Consider the following 18,889-nt stretch of genomic DNA (forward strand, 5'->3'; position numbering starts at 1 on the left):
AGAAAACTACGATCAATAAAGGATTTTCTTCCTGTTTTAGAAATAAAAAAAGTCTGCTAATATAATTAGCAGACTTTAAAATATTTATTTTATTTTCTCTTAATTGTTGATTGCTGCTACCCCAGGCAACTCAAGTCCTTCAAGACTTTCAAGCATTGCTCCACCTCCGGTAGAAACATAACTTACCTGATCAGCATATCCAAATTGCTTAACAAAAGCTACACTGTCTCCTCCTCCAACTAAAGAGAAAGCTCCTAATCTTGTAGCTTCGGCAATACTTTCACCAAGAGCAATCGTTCCGCCAGCAAAATTTGACATTTCAAAAACTCCAATTGGGCCATTCCAAAGAATAGTTCTTGAATTTAACAATACATCATTGAACTGATCTCTAGATTTATGACCAGCATCAAGTCCCATCCACCCTTCAGGGATTGCATAGATATCAACCTCTTTTCTTTCTACCTCATTACTAAAGCTTTCTGCAATGATTGCATCAGATGGAAGATATACTTTTACTTTATGTTCTTTTGCTTTTCCTAAAATCTCAAGAGCTAAAGGAAGCTTATCCTCTTCTACTAAAGAATTTCCAATTTTTCCTCCCAAAGCCTTAATAAAAGTGAATGCCATACCCCCTCCAATGATCAGATTATCTACTGCAGGAAGGATATTTTCTATAATGGTGATTTTAGTTGAAACTTTAGAACCTCCCAGAATAGCTGTAACAGGTCTTTCTCCACTCTTTAATACTTTATCGATTGCCTGAAGCTCATTAGCCATCAGCAAACCGAAATATTTAGTTGACTCGAAATACTGAGCAATCACTGCTGTAGAAGCATGAGCTCTGTGTGCAGTACCGAATGCATCATTTACATAAGCATCCCCTAACTTAGAAAGCTTCTCAGCAAAAGCAGCATCTCCTTTTTCTTCTTCATCATGAAAACGCACATTTTCTAATAATAAGATTTCCCCTGGTTTTAGTTCAGCAGCAGCTTGCTCTGCTTTTTCCCCAATACATTCATCCACGAACTTTACTTCCTGTCCTAGAACATTAGAAACTTCGCCAAGAATATGTTTAAGAGAAAATTCATCTTTAACCTCCCCTTTAGGTCTCCCAAGGTGGGTAATTAAAATGACAGAACCACCATCATTAAGGATCTTCTCCACTGTTGGTTTTACAGCAACAATTCTTGTGTTGTCTGTCACCTTTAGCTGATCGTCCTGAGGAACATTGAAATCCACTCTTACCAGAGCCTTCTTGTCTTTAAAATTAAAATCATTGATTGTTTTCATAAGTAGATTTATTTTTTTCTAAGTTTCATGAAACCGCCGTGGTCAAAGCCCGGGATTCATTCCGGAAAATCTCGCAACGATAATTTCATAAATCTTATTGAATTTCTGTTTCACAAATGTAAGGTTTTAAACTTTTTCAACACTTTCATTAAAATAAAAGTTTTCAAAAACTTTCCCCAAACCCAATCACCCACTAATCAACAAATTTATCTCTTTATAGAAAAAGAATAATGTAGTTGTTGTTGTATGTTGTTAGTTTAGGGGATAAGTTTTAGCTTAAAAGTTGGTAACACTCAACTTGTATTGAATTCATATTTAACTCACAATATAAATCCTTGTAAACCCGCTATTTCACATACTTATTAACAAATGTTGGTAACTTTGAAAAGAATCAATTATTAGTTATTTTATTATGGAGAAATCTGGGGATAGCTGAAGAAAACATCTGGAAAGTTGTGGTGAAAATTTGCTGAAAGATTTTCTATTACGAAATAAATTGATCTTTAAAAATAGAAAGTTGATAAAAGTTTTCCACAGTTATTAACATACCTTTTCACAATTAACTCACGGTTTACTAACACGAATTGTTATTATTCTTACCTTTGTAAGGAAATAGAATCTAATAAAGCTTAATAAGAGTATTATGAAAAGAAAAATTGCGATTGCAGCGGACCATGCAGGCTATGAATATAAGGAGATTGTTAAGAACTACCTTTCAGAACGTTTTGAAGTACAGGATTTTGGAACGTTTTCCACAAACAGTGTGGATTATCCGGACTTTGTACACCCTGCTGCAACCTCTGTGGAAAACGGAGAAAATGAGCTCGGAATTTTGATCTGCGGAAGCGGAAATGGGGTTCAGATCACTGCGAACAAACACCAGAAAATAAGATGCGCACTTTGCTGGATGCCGGAGATTGCAACACTGGCAAGACTGCATAATGATGCCAACATGATTTCAATGCCGGCAAGATTTATATCAAAGGAACTGGCTCTTGAAATTGTAGATAAATTTCTTTCAACAGACTTCGAAGGTGGAAGACACCAGAACAGAGTTGATAAAATTGCTGTTTGCTAAATATACTAAGGCTTGTAAATCGTATTACAAGCCTTATTTATTTTTTATTCGTACATTTGCAATGTCCAATAGAAATTACACTCTATTATTCTCCAAAGCCTTTCTTATATTTGAAATATATTTAATAGAAGGTTTTTCTCTTTTCTTCTCAAGAATTGTATTAAATTTATACAAAACTAAAGCTCCCGTTGTAAGTAAACTGAAAGATAAGTTCTGATGATTTACACAAAGAATCTAATGATGAAATTGAATAATCTTTATAAGGAATAAAGAAGGAAGATTAGAAAAAGGTTTTATTTTAACTAAGACCAAAACATTTAAAAAGAAAATTAAAATGCCAAAAAAGGAAAATATATAAGTCATAAAAATGATTTAAAAATGATGGAGATCGGAAGATTGATTCTCCGTTTTATGAATGCAAATGCATCTAAAATTTATAATTATAAGCAGATCTCTGACGGTATAGATTACAAAAATCCGAGACAAAGAGAACTTGTAATCCAGGCACTGCACAAACTTCAGGGATCTGAAAAGATCAAAGAAGTAGAAAAAGGGAAGTATATCGTGAACCTGAAAATAGCAGGAACCCTAACTGGAATTATTGACTTCAACCAAAGCGGAAATGCGTACGTAAAAGTGGAAGGATTGGAAGATGATGTCTTTGTACATGCCAAAAATGTGAAGGATGCTTTGCAGGGAGATAAGGTTCTTATTATAACTTATCATTATAAAGGAAAGAAACTGGAAGGTTCTGTTCTGGAAGTTTTGGAAAGAACCAGAACTGAATTTGTAGGAATATTTCAGAAGGTGGCTCATAAGGATTTCGGCTTTGTTGTTTGTGATAAAAAATCAATCAACACGGATATCTTTATTTCAAAAGCAAAGTTCAACAATGCTGAAGATGGAGATAAGGTAATTGTAAAAATGACCGAATGGAGACCGGGAGATAAAAATCCAGAAGGTGAAATCATTCAGGTGTTGGGTGCTCCGGGAGAACATGAAACGGAGATCCACTCTATCCTTGCAGAATATGGTTTGCCTTATGAGTTTCCACAGGAAGTGGAAGCAGATGCAGATAAAATTGACAGAAGTATTACTGACGAAGAAGCTGCAAAACGATGGGATATGCGTAACATCTGTACGTTTACCATTGACCCTAAAGATGCTAAGGACTTTGATGACGCTTTATCAATGAGAAAACTGGAAAATGGAAACTGGGAAATCGGTGTTCATATTGCAGATGTGTCCCATTATGTAGTTCCGGGGACTATCCTTGATGATGAAGCGTATAAGAGAGCTACTTCGGTATATCTTGTAGACAGAGTGGTACCAATGCTTCCGGAAGTTTTGAGTAATGATGTTTGTTCCCTTCGTCCACACGAAGATAAATATACTTTTTCAGCTGTTTTTGAATTAAATGACAATGCAGAAATTCAGAAAGAGTGGTTTGGAAGAACAGTTACTCATTCAGACAGAAGATTTACCTATGAGGAAGCTCAGGAGCGTATAGAAAGCGGACAGGGAGATCTTGCTGAAGAAATCAATGTTCTTGACAGACTTGCGAAGATCATGCGTAATGAGCGTATCAGAAGAGGTGCTATTACTTTTGACAGAAGTGAAGTAAGATTTAATCTGGATGAAAATAATCAACCGATCGGAGTTTATTTTAAAATAAGCAAGGATTCCAATCACCTGATCGAGGAATTTATGCTTCTGGCCAATAAAAAAGTATCTGAGTTTGTATCCCTGACCAAAAAGAAAGAGATCACAAACAATACATTTATTTATAGGGTTCACGACGATCCGGATCCGGCAAAACTAGAGTCATTAAGAGACTTTGTAGCTACTTTCGGATATAAAATGGATCTTGCCAATACCAAGAAGGTTGCAGAATCTTTAAACAAACTTCTTCATGATGTGAAAGGGAAAGGAGAAGAAAATATGATCGAAACACTAGCGATGAGAAGTATGAGTAAAGCGGTGTATTCTACAGAACCAATTGGCCACTATGGTTTAGGTTTTGAATACTACAGCCACTTCACCTCTCCTATCCGTCGTTACCCGGATTTGATTGCCCACCGTCTTCTTCAGCATTATCTGGATGGAGGAAAATCTCCGGCCAAACCTGAGCTGGAGGAAAAAGCTAAACATTGCAGTTCAATGGAAAGATTAGCAGCTGATGCGGAAAGAGATTCCATCAAGTATATGCAGGTGAAATTCATGGAAAAACATCTTGGAGAAACTTTCACGGGAGTAATTTCAGGGGTTGCTGAATTCGGATTCTGGGTAGAAATTCCAGAAAACGGTGCTGAAGGTCTGATCAAATTAAGAGACCTGGTAGATGACTCTTATATGTATGATGCCAAAACTCACGCTGTTTATGGATCAAGACATGGAAATAAATATCAGTTGGGAGATCAGGTTCAGATCAAAGTAGTGAAAGCGAATTTGATTCAAAAGCAGCTTGATTTCAAGATTGTAGAATAAAAATAGGTCTTTAACAGACTGTAGATAAAATTATAAAAAGGCTGATTTGTTACTGAACAATCAGCCTTTTGTTTTTTAGGCTGAAAAAACTTTTGAATGCCCTATTCTATCATCTTTTCATATAAATCTTTACCTTAAACTCTTATTAAAATCCAGTTGATATATCACAGCTTTATTGAATAATTAAATCATAAAGTATAACTTTGTATAAAACGGAATGAATTTTTATTCATTTTAAAATACCACTTAATGCTAGAACTTGTACTATCTGCCGTCATATTAGGATTTATGCTGAGCCTGGTTTTTATAGGACCTATATTTTTCCTGTTAATTGAAACCAGCTTTTCCAGAGGCCCAAAACATGCCTTATCACTGGATCTTGGCGTTATTACTGCAGATTTATTATGCATTGTAGCGGCGTATTATGCCAGTACAGATATTGTTTCCTTAATAGATAAACATCCCGGGTTCTATAGAATAACTTCTATTCTTATTTTTATTTATGGGATTGTGATGCTGGTGACCAAGACCAAAATGCATATGCCGGGTGAAGAAAAGATTATTGGCCAAAATTATATTAAAACATTTTTCAATGGTTTTTTCTTTAATCTTTTAAATGTTGGAGTTATCCTTTTCTGGCTGGTAACGGTAATTTCCGTAAGGAATCAATACCCGGACACCAGCAGTTTTATTTTATACATAGGCATAGTATTGGCAACATACCTTTCTATAGATCTTGCCAAAATATTTCTTGCTAAACAATTTCACGATAAGCTTACACAGAAACTGGCCAACCGGATCAGAAGAGTTGTTGGCTGTATTCTTATTGTCTTCAGTTTCTTTATCTTCCTGCAGAGTTTCAAAAAGTTCAATCAGTTTGAAAGACAACTTGAAGAAGCAGAAAAGAAAGAAGTAAAATATCAAAAAACAAAATGAAAAAAATGATCTTTCAAAAGTTCCTTAAAAAAGGCGACAAAATAGCTGTTATTTCCCCTGCAGGAGCGGTAGATGCCACTCAACTGGAAAAGGGAATAGAAATGATTAAAAGTAGAGGTTTTGAACCCATTATCGGGGAACATCTTTACACCAAATTTTCAAACGGATATAATTATGCCGGAACAGAAAAGGAAAGAATAAAAGACATCAACTGGGCCTTAAATGACCATGAAATTAAAGCGGTTTGGGCTTCCAGAGGAGGCTATGGATGCCAGCATCTGATTCAGCATCTGAAGTTGAAAAACTTTATAGAGAATCCAAAATGGTACATTGGCTATTCCGATAATACAGTGATACAAAGTTATCTGTTGAAAAAAGGTTTTGTTTCGATCCACGGGCAGACCATCAAAACATCAAGTTTTGGAGTTACCGACGAAAGCTATGACCTGATCTTTGATATTCTAAAAGGGAAAACGCCAAAATACACCCTTGAATCTCATCAATTGAATAAAGAAGGCAATATTGAAGGAGAATTGGTTGGAGGGAATTTAGCCCTTATCTATGCCCTTCTGGGAACTAAATATTCTTTCGACTTTAAAGATAAAATCCTATTTATTGAAGATATCGGAGAAAACTACTATGCACTGGACCGTATGATCATGAGTCTCGAGCTGGCAGGAGTCTTCAATAAGATCAAAGGACTTATCGTTGGGGGGATGACCAATATGGGAGATGAAAAAGAAAATAAAAACTATGAAGAAAGCTTTGATGAATTTGCCTATAAACTGATCTCTGAGAGAATTTCAAAGTATAAATTTCCTGTGGTATTTGCTTTTCCAAATGGACATATTAAAGACAACAGACCACTTCTAATCGGAGGAAATGTTAAAATGAAAATTGGAGCTAAGGTAAAGATCGAATTTTAAAAGAGCACCACTCTCCTATCTCCAAACTCTTAAACATACAATATGGCTGATCATAATGATTTTGGAAAAATAGCAGAAGATCTGGCTGCCAATTATCTTCAGAAAAACGGCTATAAAATTCTTATCAGAAATTTTAGGTTTCAGAAAGCTGAGATTGATATTATCGCTGAAAAAAATGATCTAATTATCATTATTGAGGTGAAGGCGAGATCTACAGATACTTTTATGCTGCCCCATGAAGCGGTAACCAAAACAAAAATAAAATCAATTGTTTCTGCTGCCAATCATTATATGGAAGAATTTAATAAAGATAATGAAGTCAGATTTGACATTATCTCCGTTCTTCCCGATGAAAATAAGAACTTAATTATTGACCATATCAAAGATGCTTTTCAGGCCTTTGATGCCAATTAATAAAACAATTTTATGAAGACAATATTAATCACCGGAGCGACTTCCGGTATAGGAAAAGCCACTGCTGAGCTTCTTGCAAAACAAGGAAACAGAATTATTATTTGTGGAAGAAGAAGTGAAGTGTTGGAGGCTGTGAAATCAGAGTTATCTCAATATACCGAAATATTTAGTTTATTGTTCGATGTAAGAAATCTTGAAGAAGTGGAGACCGCTGTTAATTCTCTTCCTGAAAACTGGAAAGATATTGATGTTCTGATTAATAATGCTGGGAACGCCCATGGGCTAGACCCTCTTTCGGCTGGTAAGACAGATGACTGGGATTCTATGATCGACGGAAATGTAAAGGGACTCCTCTATGTTTCTAAAATGATCATCCCAAACATGAAAACTAAAAACTTAGGTCATATAATAAACATCAGCTCTGTGGCAGCAAGGCAGACGTATTCGAATGGGGTAGTGTACTGTGCAACGAAGAAAGCAGTAGATGTTATTTCGGAAGGAATGAGACTAGAGCTTACCGAGTTTGGCATCAAAGTAACCAATATTCAGCCTGGAGCTGTAGAAACCGATTTCTCTTTGGTAAGATTTAAAGGAGATAATGAGAAAGCTTCAACGGTTTATGCAGGGTATGATGCTTTGAAAGCTGAAGATATTGCCGATGCCATTGCTTACTGTGTAAATGCCCCGAAACACGTTACCGTTTCAGATATGACCATCTATCCAAGTGCTCAGGCAGAACCGAGAACGATTTATAGAAAATAGTCCAAAATAATGGATTAAATTTGCAGAAAATTGAAAGCGATTTTGCTCTCGCAATTTTGCATTTAGCTTAAAACAAAAAAATGAAAATTCTATATCTGGAAACATCTTCCAAGAACTGTTCAGTAGCAGTATCAGATAACGAAAAGCTGCTATGTCTGTGTGAAGAAGTTTCTGAAAACTACAAACAGTCTGAAAGTCTTCATTCCTACGTAGAATGGGCATTGGAAGGAGCAGGAATTTCAATTAAAGATATTGAAGCCGTTTCTTTGGGAAAAGGTCCCGGATCTTATACCGGTTTGAGGATTGGAGCAGCATCTGCAAAAGGATTCTGTTACGGACTCAAAGTTCCTCTGATTGCTATCAATTCTCTTGAAAGCATGATAGAACCTTTTTTAGGGGATAACTATGACTTTGTAGTGCCATTGATTGATGCGAGAAGAATGGAGGTGTATACGGCCGTTTATGAAGGTAATACAGGAAAGGAATTGTCTCAGACAGAAGCTAAAATTTTAGATGAGACTTCTTTTGAAGAATTCAAAGATAAAAAAGTTCTGTTTGTAGGGGATGGGGCTAAAAAAGCAAAAGAGATACTGAATCTTCCTGATGCTGTTTTTAAAGAGGATGTGTATCCTTCTTCCCAATATCTTATCAAGAAGACCCTGGAAAAGATAGAAAGCAAAGAGTTTGAAGATATCGCTTATTTCGAGCCTTTTTATCTCAAAGATTTCCATGGAGTAAAGAAAAAGAATTCTTAAAATTCTGTATAATCAGAAAAAAGACAACACATAAAAAAGCGAAGAGTATATCTTCGCTTTTTTGTTTTTATTGAGGTCTCGGTGGTGACTTTGACGATGGTTTGGTTTCGTTTGATTTTTTTGGTTTTTGCTGGGCTGGATTTGATACCTGTGGAGTCGTATCCATATTCAGGTTTTGTATATTCTCCAGTTTCTGTACTTTCCCGTTATTCATTTGTGGGATTCCCGTACCCTGGTTACTGGAAGTAGGTTGTACAGGAGGTCCTCCCGGTTGTTGAGGTACAGCATTTCCTTTGGTGTCCGTAGCCTGGAAGCTGAGATCACTTTTCAGGTAATTCAGCATTTCTTTAGCCCTTATTCCTTCCGGTGTCTTAGAATAATTCAGAGCGATCTGTTCCAGTTGGAGAATCATTACTTCTTTTCCGCTGGATTTTCCCGCATTGAATGCATTTAAAAGATATAATTTAGGAATAAGTGCATCCTTCGGGAATTTCAGAATAGTCTGATCGATGATATCCTTACTTTCTGCAAATTTTTCCGATTCGAATAAGGCGTATGCTTTTTTATACTCATTCTCAACTTCTTCCGTTGATTTTACGAAGGACTTGTTTTTAGGATTTCTTGCAAATTCAGCATAAGAAGTGTATGGATAATCCGCTAATAGAATTTGTTTTGCTTTTTCGGACGCCTGTGGATTTTTCTCATAATTCATGGCAAAAATCTCATACAATGCCTGCAGCATTACTTTTTCTTCCGGCTTTACATCCACAAGATCATACAGCGTTTTGGTCGCTAGGGGAGTATTGGTAAAATAGTTCTGATACATGATTCCTAAACCTAAAGAAGCGGTATCTCTGTCCTTTTTTAGCTGAGATAGCTTGCCTTGATCCGTAGGAATCTGCTCAATATAAAAAGCAGGTTCAAAACGTCTTGGATTAGGAGCTGAAGTTACCCCCAGCGCTTCATTCTTCATATCTTCAATAGAAGCCATTTTTTTGGAAAAACGCCAGTTATCAGCAAGAGCACGGTCTCCCCATACTTGCTTAAACGAAGATGTACCTTTGCTTACAGTTCCTGTATTACTGAAATAAAATCCTTTGGTTGTCACTCCAAAATCCTCAAAAGCATTAGAACTCTTAGCAAAAATAGAGTTGGCACTATAGTCTCCGGTATCAAATCCTTTGCTTCTTTCTGCACGCCTTCTCTCTTGTTCTTCTCTTTCTTCTTTAACCTTTAATTTTTCAATATATTTTGTGAAATAGTCTGTTTTCTGAGTGTTATCCATTTTTGCCAGGGAAAGAATACTGTCATTCTTTTTGATCAGATAGTAGTTCCTGGATATCTTTTTAATGTAGGCAGACTGATCTTTTAATAAAATCCTTGAAGGTTCATAAGTCATTACAGCCAGGGCAGAATCATAATAGCTTCCAGCTCCGATATAATCGTTCTTTTCCAGATAGCTTTTCCCTATTTCATAATAAGCCAACCCACGGATCTGAGGGTCAGAAACCTTTTCAAACAAGGATTTTCTGAAAAATTGCTGAGCTTCATCTTTCTTTCCCGCTTTGTTGGCCATCAAACCTAAAGCATAGTAAAATTCATTCTTTCTGGAGACATAAGTTCCTTTTTTACTGATTCCTTCCAGATAATTTTTTGCTCCTGCATAGTCTCCTTTACCGTTAAAAGTTTTGGCAATGGCGATCTGAGATTTTACTTCAAATTCAAAATCATTAGCATATTTGTACGCTGCAGTATAACTTTCTCTTGCTTTATCATTTTGATTCAGGTTTTCAAGAACCTGTCCTCTTAGGTAAGCAATTCTGCTCTTCAGTTTTCTATTGGAATTTAGTTCAAAAGCATTGTCAAGCTCTTGAGCCGCTTCCTCTTTTTTACCTGCATCAAGCAGAGACTCAGAATAGTATATGCTTAGCAGTTTTGCATAGCTTTTATTAATGTCTTCTCCTTTCAGTTTTGCAAAAGTTTCATGGGCTCTGTGATAATCCTTGATTTTATCATACGCAAGCCCCTGATAAATTCTTGCCAGTGCTATCCTTTTATCATCTTTCATGTGGGTGAAGACATAATTAAGAGCATCCAGCGCTTCCAGGGATTTACCTCGATAGATTCTCGATTGTACAAGGATCATATAAGCGTCAAAAATCGTCTTGTTTTTTTCTTCACCATTTCTGGTCACAGAATATTTATTAATTGCTTTTAAAGCTTTTGCTTCCGCAATTTCAAGCGTTGTTGCTCCTTTACCTTGTTCGCCATCGGGTCTCGCAGGGCCATTTCCAGAAGATCCGCCAGGTCTGTTGGGTGCTCCGGAATCACCTCTTCCAGAAGGTCTGTTGGCTACTTCAGCCATCTTCATAGAATTCTCGGCAAAAGCCTCTGACTGTCCAAGATCACTTCCTAAAGGCTGTTCTTCGTACGTAAGAATAGGAATATAAGGCGCATAGAAATTGTCTTTGTGCCCTTTGTCTCTGGTCGTAAATTCACTGTTTAATGCATCTTTCGCATTAAAAAGAGTGTTGTAATATGTGGAAAAACCTTTCAATAGCTTTGATCGCTGCTCTGGCTTTTTTGTTTTGGTAGCACAGGATGCAATAAGGCATATTACTAAAAGGAATAATATATTCTTTTTCATTATTCAATATAACTTGCTAATCTGCTTTTTATTATCAGCAGGTTGATGATTTTGTAAAAATAATAAAATTTTATAATGAATAATATTTATATTTCTTGCGGAAATATTTATTTCTTCTTTAATGGAGTTCTGGAACCTTAATAATTTTTTTAAATCAGTGAGGTTTCTTTCAATATTTTGTAAACAAGATGAGTAGGGAGTCCCATAATCGTATAGAAACTTCCTGTAAGACTTGTGATCTTCGCCATTCCCAACCATTCCTGAATACCATAGCTTCCGGCTTTATCGAAAGGCTTATAGTTTTGAATGTAATACTTTATTTCTTCATCGGTAAGTACATTCAGGGTCACATCGGCTACATCTGTTTCTGTAAAGGATTGATTAGCAGTTTTGATGGTAATTCCGGTGTAGACCTGATGGGTTCTTCCTGAAAGGCTCTGAAGCATCTTAAAGGCATCCGCTTCATCTTTAGGTTTTCCAAGAATCTGATTGTCGATGGCTACCACCGTATCAGCGGTCAAGAGGACTTCATCTGCCTCCAGGTTTCTGAAAGCCGCCGCTTTTAAATCAGAAAGATAAGCAGCAGCGTCTTCTATTTTGATCTGTTCCGGAAGAATTTCTTCACAGTCTATTTTTACCACTTCAAATTCAAAACCAAGGCTGGAAAGAAGTTCTTTTCTTCTTGGTGATTGTGATGCTAAAAGTAATTTCATATCGGTTATACAGATTGTGTGTTATCATCATGCCAGTTCCCCTGAATTTTCATCACCTGTTCGATCACGTCACGTACCGCTCCGGTTCCTCCTTTTTTCGGAGAAATATAATCGGAGATTCCTTTTACCTCAGGAACTGCATTTTCAGGACATGCGGCAATAGCTGAATTTTCCATGATATGAATATCCGGAAGATCATCACCCATGGTCAGAATTTCTTCATTTTTAAGATTATATTTTTTCTTAAAATCTTCAAAATCCTCAATTTTATTGTGAGACTTCGGGTAGTAATCCTGAATACCAAGATAATTGATTCTGTGTTTTACCATTTCATCATTTCCGCCCGTAATCACACCTATTAAATAATTGTTTTTTAATGCTTTTACTACGGCATAACCGTCCAGGACATTCATCACTCTGCACATATTTCCACCCGGAAGAAGATAAACACTTCCGTCTGTGAAAACGCCGTCAACATCAAATACAAATGCCTTAATATCTTTTAATTTCTCTTTATAACTCATACATTTTCTGAATAGAATGATTCATTGTTTTATAAATTTCAAGACTTTCATCTTTTAATAACTGTTCATGCAGCTGTAAAATTCTTACATCATTTCTTACTGCAGGTCCGGTCTGCGCCATTTTTGGTTCAATTTCATAGATTTTCTGAACCGTTTCATCAATTAATGGAAAGAAATAATCAAACGGAATTTCTTGTGAATCTGAAATTTCTTTAGCCCTTGAAAAAAGATGATTCACAAAATTGCACGCAAAAACAGCGGTCAGATGAATATATTTTCTTTTTTCGTGGCTGCTTTTCATTACCTTTTCTGAAATCTGAGAAGCAAGAGCAAGCAATATTTTCTGATCCTCTTCATTCTCTGCTTCTACAAAAAACGGAATTTTTTCATATTCCAGTTCTTTGGATTTTGAAAAAGTCTGTAAAGGGTAGAAGCTGGCTTTCCTATAGTCACCAGCCAGGACTTCTTTTGCAAGTGATCCTGATGTATGGGCAACCAGACAGTCTTTTCGGGTAATGACCTTTGAAACTTCTTCCACAGAATTATCACTCACACAGATGATATAAAGATCTGCCTCTTCCAGATGATCTTTGGAATAAGGAATGTGTAATTCTTCAGAAATTTTACTTAATTCTTTTTCGTTCCTGCCAAAAATCTGGGCCAGGGGAATACTTTTCAAAGTGAAAGCTTTTGCCATATGATAGGCAACATTTCCGGAACCAATGATTACAATTTCCATATAACAAATATAAGATTTTAAGCTGAGCCGGAAAAGGATGATGATTTCAGAAATGCTGTACCTCAATATAGGCACGTTTCTTGCGTAAGTGTCTCATATTATTTTTAATATTTAAATTGAAAATTGAATTTTTAATTTAACTTTCAGTTACTTTTGTAATCCAAAACAGTGTAAGGCATCTTATGAAGATTAAGGACGCGGAGATTATTTCGTTGATGCAGAATCCACGGACCCAGGATAAAGGGGTCCGGGCCTTGATGGATGCCTATCAAAGCAGATTGTACTGGCACATAAGAAGAATTATTGTGGACGGAGATCTTGCACAGGATACTTTGCAGGATACTTTTATTAAAGCTTACCAGAATTTTCATCAGTTCAAAAATGATAGCCAGTTGTATACCTGGTTGTACAGAATCGCTACCAATGAAGCGCTGCAGCAGGTCAACAAAATGAAGAAAATGCAGAAGACTGATGAGGACCCGGAGTATCACATGCAGAATCTGGTAGCTGACAATGCGGGAGGAGATGCTGAAGAAATACAGATATTACTGCAGAACGCTATACAAAGCCTGCCCGAAAAGCAGAAACTGGTATTTATGATGCGGTATTATGATGATTTGCCCTACGAAGAAATATCAAAAATTGTAGATATGTCTGTGGGAACATTGAAAACAAATTATCATTATGCCAAACAAAAAATAGAAGATTATATTAAAGAAAATTACGAAAAATAATTTTTGATTCAACAAAGATGAAAGAGTTCGACATAGAAAAACTAGAGCGTAAAAACATTTACACAGTTCCTGATAATATGTTTGATAATATTCAGGAGAACGTTATGAATGATATAAAGACAAGTAAAAAAGCGCCTGTCTTTAAGCTGAACTGGATGTATGCAGCAGCGGCATCACTAGCTTTGATCTTTGGAGCAACTTATGTTTTCAATTCAAATAATGATTCCGTTGAACAAGAACTGAATTCTAAAACAGGATATATTGCTCATAATGAAGAGCCAAAAACAGATGGCCAACTCGCTTATGAAACCTTAAAGTCTGATTTAACTTCTGTTGAAAATAATAATCAAACAGTTGAAAATCAAAAAAGTAACAATGATTACGCTTTCAAAAGTGACAATGAAACTGAAAAAACAACAGAAACACCAAAACCGGTGAAAGCTGTGAAGAAAAAAGAAGAAACCCGTATAAATGACTATCTGGACTCGTTTTCTAATTCTGAGATTGCAGAATTAGCAAGTAACTCGACTCAGGACGTTTATTTGGATATATATAACTAAAAGAAGATGAAAAAGATACTATTGACGTTTTTGATTATTTATGGCTTTGGCTTAAATGCCCAAAGGACAGATTATGATTGGAAAAAGATGGATCCAAAACAAAGGAAAGAGGTCATCAATAATCTTTCTCCGGAAGAGAGGAAAGATCTCCTTAAGAAATTTAGGAACAATATGATCATGGATAATCTGAATGTTGATCCTGGTGATAAAGCAGAATTTACACAATTATATAACGAATATCTGGATAGCCAGAAGCAGATAAAAAGTCAGTTTAACTCAAGTTTTGACCCTGAAGCTTTGACGGATGATGAAGCGAAAGCTAAATTGCAGCAAAGCTTTGAAGTAGGGCAGAAGCTTTTGGATAACAGAAAAAAATACGCTGATAAAATGCAGCTTGTTATTCCCTGTCAAAAAGTTCTGAAGCTGTTTCAATCCGAAAAGATGATGAGAGATAAAATGGATGAAAGAAAACCTCACGGAAATAATAATGCTTCGGGGCCTAAGCAGAACCCATAATAGTTTATTTTTTTAATGTTGGACGGCTCTTACGGATATTTCTGTGAGAGCCGTTTAATTTTTACAACAAAAAAAATTACTTTTACCACAAAGTTTACCTATGAAAAACACACTTTTCTTTTTATTATTTTCGATAATATTATTGGGTCAGAAAATAGAAACAATTGATCTTTCAAAATCCATTAAAGACAGCAAAAATTTTATCAAAAGTCTTACGGTGATAGATCAAAGAGCCAATCAGGAAGTCGGAGTGGTCATGTATCATAAGGATGAGGTGAAAATTATTTTCGAAAATAATGCCAGTAAAGACATACAAGATTGGTTTTATAAATACAATCCGGTAAGGGGGAATAATGACATGGTTTTTTTGCTGGAAAATTTGAATATTTCAGAAGATAAAAAAGAAAAGTTCTCTATCGGAAAGCTTGAATTAAGAGCAAGTACGTTTATTAAGAAAGAGGATGGCTATCATCTTATTGATAGAAAAGATACGATAACAACAGTTTCATCACGTACAACACCTTATTTAGGACAAAATCTAGCAAGAAAAACGACTTTGATTCTTACTGATCTGTTTAAAGAATCTTATAAAAAAACACCGTGGGAATTTAGTGTTTCTGAAAATGATCTTCCTAACTATGCCACTTTATTAAAAGAAAAACTTAGTATTTTAACAGCTAACGAATTAAAAGAAGGGGTTTACAAAGATTATTACAGCTTTTTTACTCACAATCCTGAACCTGGGTTTACTTTACAGGCTAATGATAAAGGAATCGTTACAAAGGCAGTAAAAGGAGAGGAGAAGATGGGAATAAGACATTTTTATGCTTTTGTGTATAAAGGGATAGCATACAAGAATATCCCTTTTGGTTACACCGAGATTTTCAAAGATGAAAATGGTGTTTTTATTGAGGCAACAAAAGCAGAATTGTTTCCTGAAACGTCTGTAAGTGGTGTCACGATTGGTGTTGCTGCCGGCGGTCTGATAGGTGGCGTTATTGGTGCAGTTGTTGACGTCAGTTTATCAAATAAAAAGAAGAATACGTTAGGAAATAAAGTTTATCTTGATCCTTTTACAGGAAATTATTTGTTACCGGAAGACTTTGGTAAAACGAAATAATAGGTAAAAAAAATTGGAGAAATTTGGCTTCTCTTCTTATTGTTACCTGTGTTTCAGTTAAAAGAAAAAATTAAGAATGAAAAATTCTCTTTCATTTTCTTATCTTTGCAAATTACAAGATTCTTAAATGAAAAACATACGAAATTTTTGCATAATCGCTCATATCGACCACGGTAAAAGTACCTTGGCAGACCGTCTATTGGAGTATACGAATACCGTTACCCAAAGAGAATTACAGTCTCAGACGCTGGATGATATGGATTTGGAGAAAGAACGTGGGATTACAATCAAATCACACGCCATCCAGATGGATTATGAGTATAAAGGAGAAAAATATATTCTAAACCTTATTGATACACCGGGACACGTTGACTTTTCTTATGAAGTATCCCGTTCTATTGCTGCCTGTGAAGGAGCACTTCTTATCGTGGATGCTGCACAGAGTATTCAGGCACAAACCATCAGTAATCTATATCTGGCCTTGGAAAATGATTTAACGATCATTCCGATTTTGAATAAAATTGACCTTCCATCTGCCAATCCTGAAGAAGTAACCGATGAAATCATGAATCTGATCGGATGCGAATATGAAGATGTATTGAGAGTTTCTGGAAAAACAGGAGAAGGTGTTCACCATCTTTTGGAGCAGATCGTAGAAAGAATTCCTGCTCCTGTAGGAAATCCTGATGGTCCGCTGCAGGCTTTGATATTTGACTCTGTTTACAACCCGTTCAGAGGGATTGAAGCTTATTTCAAAATAATAAACGGAAGTATTACTAAAAACGAAAAAATTAAATTTTTCGCTACAGGAAAAGAATATGGTGCTGATGAAGTAGGAACATTGAAACTGAAGCAGGTTCCAAAGAAAACGATTCAGTGTGGAGATGTAGGATATCTGGTATCGGGGATTAAAGATGCCCGTGAGGTAAAAGTGGGTGATACCATCACTTCTTTTGAAAACCCTGCAGACGGTCCGATTGATGGATTTGAGGAAGTAAAGCCAATGGTATTTGCCGGTATTTACCCTATTGATTCTGAGGATTTTGAAGAATTAAGATTTTCTCTTGAAAAATTAAGACTGAATGATGCATCTCTGGTTTTTGAACCGGAAAGTTCTGCGGCTCTTGGTTTTGGTTTCCGTTGTGGATTCTTAGGAATGCTTCACATGGAAATCGTTCAGGAACGTCTTGACAGAGAGTTCAATATGAACGTAATCACAACGGTACCTAACGTTTCTTATTTTGGATATACTAAAAAAGAACCTGAAGTTCCTATCCTGATCAATAATCCGTCTGAAATGATGGATCCTTCAACGATGGATAGAGTAGAAGAGCCGTTCATTAAGGCTTCTATCATTACAAAATCCGACTTTGTAGGAGCGGTAATGACTTTATGTATTGAGAAGAGAGGAGAGATCGTTAACCAAAGTTACTTGACATCAGAAAGAGTTGAGTTAATTTTCAATATGCCTCTTGCTGAGGTTGTATTCGATTTCTATGACAGATTGAAGTCGATCTCTAAAGGATATGCGTCATTCGATTATCATCCAATCGGATTCAGAGCTTCCAAGCTTGTAAAAATGGATATCCTGATCAATGGTGATATGGTAGATGCATTGTCTTCATTGATTCACGATTCTAATGCGTATTACATTGGTAAAAGGATGTGTGAAAAACTTCGTGAGCTGATCCCAAGACAGCAGTTTGATATTGCGGTTCAGGCAGCATTAGGAGCGAAGGTAATTGCAAGAGAAACCATTAAAGCCTTGAGAAAAGACGTTACTGCAAAATGTTACGGTGGGGATATCTCCAGAAAGCGTAAACTATTAGAGAAGCAGAAAGAAGGTAAGAAGAAAATGAAGCAGATTGGTAGAGTAGAAGTACCACAATCAGCGTTCATGGCTGTATTAAAATTAAATGATTAATTCATTATAAAATAAAAACCGCTTCAGATGAAGCGGTTTTTTTATTAATTTATTTCTTACGAGTATATTTTATCTCCATTGTTTTGTACTCCTTTCCAGTCTTGGAATCGGGACCATACATTTCCAGTTTCTGAGTATTGTCATCCACAAAGGTGAAAACTTCTCTGAAATCACAATCCTTTCCAGGTCTTGAAGGATCAGTCATTTTTCCTTTAAACTCAACTGATTTTGTGGAAGCATTCCAATCTCCTTCACTATGCATCATTCCGGTTCCCATATTGTCAATCCATGTATTGACAAACTTCTTTTTTGAGTTGTCATATCCTACAATGCTCATCCCTTCAAAAGGCATTCCCATAAAGTCACCTTGTGATTAGTGATCTGATAACGTCCCCCATACATCATTTTATTAGTAGCTTCGGATTTACTTATCATAGGTTTTGCTCCGTTTTCCATCCACATGGTAGTTTCTCCGGTCCAGGTTCCGTCAGATTTGGCCAGCATTTTTTGCATTTCCCCAGGAGTAGCATACTCCATCCAGGATTTCATAGCCGTTGCAGAGTCTACAGGTTTCCATTCGGAATTTGCTGCTGTAGAGTCGTTTTTACCGGAACCATTGGCAGCAGTTGTTTTTCCTTTCTCACAAGCCATTAATAAAAAGGCAATAGAAAGAATTGATAATAAATTTTTCATAATGATTTAGTTTTAAGATTGTTAGATTTGTAACTTAAAGATATGAACTTTTATTATATCTGAAATTATTT

At 36.0% G+C, this 18,889-nt stretch carries 17 protein-coding genes and 1 pseudogene; 12 read left to right on the forward strand and 6 right to left on the reverse strand.

The window, feature by feature from the left end; translation table 11 throughout:
- Nucleotides 1-99: 99 nt before the first annotated feature.
- Nucleotides 100-1,290 carry a phosphoglycerate kinase gene (locus LF886_RS01405; protein WP_236852315.1) on the reverse strand — a complete coding sequence of 397 codons (1,191 nt, stop codon included), beginning with the start codon at nt 1,288-1,290 and terminating at the stop codon, nt 100-102.
- 643 nt (nt 1,291-1,933) lie between these two features.
- Here LF886_RS01405 and rpiB point away from each other — a divergent pair.
- The 7 genes from rpiB to tsaB all read left to right on the forward strand — a co-directional run bounded on the left by rpiB (nt 1,934) and on the right by tsaB (nt 8,648).
- Nucleotides 1,934-2,368 (forward strand): ribose 5-phosphate isomerase B, encoded by a 435-nt coding sequence (rpiB, locus tag LF886_RS01410; protein ID WP_103234702.1) that lies wholly within the window; start codon nt 1,934-1,936, stop codon nt 2,366-2,368.
- Between the two features lie 378 nt (nt 2,369-2,746).
- The gene (gene rnr / locus LF886_RS01415; protein WP_236852316.1) at nt 2,747-4,855 is read left to right on the forward strand and encodes a ribonuclease R; all 2,109 of its coding nucleotides are present in this window, start codon (nt 2,747-2,749) and stop codon (nt 4,853-4,855) included.
- Nucleotides 4,856-5,104: 249 nt separating this feature from the next.
- Nucleotides 5,105-5,791: a LysE family translocator gene (locus LF886_RS01420; protein WP_103233417.1), complete on the forward strand. Its 687-nt coding sequence runs from the start codon at nt 5,105-5,107 to the stop codon at nt 5,789-5,791.
- Entirely contained in the window at nt 5,788-6,717 is a 930-nt protein-coding gene (locus LF886_RS01425) for an LD-carboxypeptidase (protein ID WP_236852317.1), read from the forward strand. The genes LF886_RS01420 and LF886_RS01425 overlap by 4 nt, the downstream gene beginning before the upstream one ends.
- Nucleotides 6,718-6,759: 42 nt before the next feature.
- The gene (locus tag LF886_RS01430; protein WP_236852318.1) at nt 6,760-7,131 is read left to right on the forward strand and encodes a YraN family protein; all 372 of its coding nucleotides are present in this window, start codon (nt 6,760-6,762) and stop codon (nt 7,129-7,131) included.
- A 12-nt stretch (nt 7,132-7,143) separates the two neighbouring features.
- Entirely contained in the window at nt 7,144-7,893 is a 750-nt protein-coding gene (locus LF886_RS01435) for an SDR family NAD(P)-dependent oxidoreductase (protein WP_236852319.1), read from the forward strand.
- 80 nt (nt 7,894-7,973) lie between these two features.
- Nucleotides 7,974-8,648, forward strand: coding sequence for a tRNA (adenosine(37)-N6)-threonylcarbamoyltransferase complex dimerization subunit type 1 TsaB (tsaB, locus tag LF886_RS01440; protein WP_236852320.1), 675 nt, complete (start codon nt 7,974-7,976; stop codon nt 8,646-8,648).
- A gap of 67 nt (nt 8,649-8,715) precedes the next feature.
- Here tsaB and LF886_RS01445 read toward each other — a convergent pair whose 3' ends face one another.
- The 4 genes from LF886_RS01445 to LF886_RS01460 form a co-directional block, all read right to left on the reverse strand.
- A complete protein-coding gene (locus LF886_RS01445) occupies nt 8,716-11,295 on the reverse strand; it encodes a tetratricopeptide repeat protein (RefSeq protein ID WP_236852321.1) in 2,580 nt (859 codons plus the stop codon).
- Between the two features lie 149 nt (nt 11,296-11,444).
- The gene (locus LF886_RS01450; protein WP_236852322.1) at nt 11,445-12,008 is read right to left on the reverse strand and encodes a Maf family protein; all 564 of its coding nucleotides are present in this window, start codon (nt 12,006-12,008) and stop codon (nt 11,445-11,447) included.
- Between the two features lie 5 nt (nt 12,009-12,013).
- On the reverse strand, nt 12,014-12,532 hold the full coding sequence (locus LF886_RS01455) for a KdsC family phosphatase (protein WP_236852323.1): 519 nt from the start codon (nt 12,530-12,532) through the stop codon (nt 12,014-12,016).
- A complete protein-coding gene (locus LF886_RS01460) occupies nt 12,522-13,271 on the reverse strand; it encodes a Rossmann-like and DUF2520 domain-containing protein (protein WP_236852324.1) in 750 nt (249 codons plus the stop codon). Before LF886_RS01460 ends, LF886_RS01455 begins: the two co-directional genes overlap by 11 nt.
- Before the next feature lie 182 nt (nt 13,272-13,453).
- Between LF886_RS01460 and LF886_RS01465 the strand changes: the two genes are divergently transcribed.
- The 5 genes from LF886_RS01465 (at nt 13,454) to lepA (ending at nt 18,125) form a co-directional block, all read left to right on the forward strand.
- A complete protein-coding gene (locus tag LF886_RS01465; protein ID WP_103233409.1) occupies nt 13,454-14,005 on the forward strand; it encodes an RNA polymerase sigma factor in 552 nt (183 codons plus the stop codon).
- Nucleotides 14,006-14,022: 17 nt separating this feature from the next.
- Nucleotides 14,023-14,565, forward strand: a complete 543-nt coding sequence (locus LF886_RS01470) for a hypothetical protein (RefSeq protein WP_236852325.1) — start codon at nt 14,023-14,025, stop codon at nt 14,563-14,565.
- Nucleotides 14,566-14,571: 6 nt separating this feature from the next.
- The gene (locus LF886_RS01475) at nt 14,572-15,081 is read left to right on the forward strand and encodes a hypothetical protein (protein WP_103233407.1); all 510 of its coding nucleotides are present in this window, start codon (nt 14,572-14,574) and stop codon (nt 15,079-15,081) included.
- Between the two features lie 100 nt (nt 15,082-15,181).
- Nucleotides 15,182-16,201 carry a hypothetical protein gene (locus tag LF886_RS01480; protein ID WP_236852326.1) on the forward strand — a complete coding sequence of 340 codons (1,020 nt, stop codon included), beginning with the start codon at nt 15,182-15,184 and terminating at the stop codon, nt 16,199-16,201.
- Nucleotides 16,202-16,328: 127 nt separating this feature from the next.
- The gene (gene lepA, locus LF886_RS01485) at nt 16,329-18,125 is read left to right on the forward strand and encodes a translation elongation factor 4 (RefSeq protein ID WP_236852327.1); all 1,797 of its coding nucleotides are present in this window, start codon (nt 16,329-16,331) and stop codon (nt 18,123-18,125) included.
- Nucleotides 18,126-18,174: 49 nt separating this feature from the next.
- Here lepA and LF886_RS24065 read toward each other — a convergent pair.
- Nucleotides 18,175-18,818 (reverse strand): annotated as a pseudogene (locus LF886_RS24065) (DUF1579 domain-containing protein).
- Nucleotides 18,819-18,889 lie beyond the last annotated feature (71 nt).

This window comes from Chryseobacterium sp. MEBOG07, from assembly GCF_021869745.1.
Taxonomy (GTDB): Bacteria; Bacteroidota; Bacteroidia; order Flavobacteriales; family Weeksellaceae; genus Chryseobacterium; species Chryseobacterium viscerum.